The sequence below is a fragment of the Halomonas sp. SIMBA_159 genome, assembly GCF_046536035.1.
In the GTDB taxonomy this organism is placed as follows: domain Bacteria; phylum Pseudomonadota; class Gammaproteobacteria; order Pseudomonadales; family Halomonadaceae; genus Vreelandella; species Vreelandella venusta_A.
The window spans coordinates 1-261 of the sequence record NZ_JAWJBT010000869.1; the positions used below are offsets into that span (position 1 = coordinate 1).

The window sequence follows — 261 nt, forward strand, 5'->3', positions numbered from 1 at the left end:
GAAGAAGAAAAGGAAGTTTATCAACGTCTGGGAAAACATCCCGCTTATTCCCAATGTTTTTATGCCGAAGAGAATTGCTTGATCCTAAAACGATTACAAGGGGTCACCCTTTACGATAGCGTGAATCGAGGATTGAAAATTCCGAAACAAGTGATTAAAGATATTGATTCTGCGTTAGATTATGCCCGAGAACAAGGCTTATTTCCTCATGATGTCCATGGCAAAAATGTCATGATGTGGCAAGGAAAAGGATATGTTGTG

1 protein-coding gene is annotated in these 261 nt (G+C 39.5%); it reads left to right on the top strand.

Annotation, left to right across the window (positions count from 1 at the left end; genetic code table 11):
• Positions 1–261: hypothetical protein (locus R0J87_RS21725; protein WP_498888902.1), on the top strand; the 261-nt coding region annotated here is incomplete at both ends.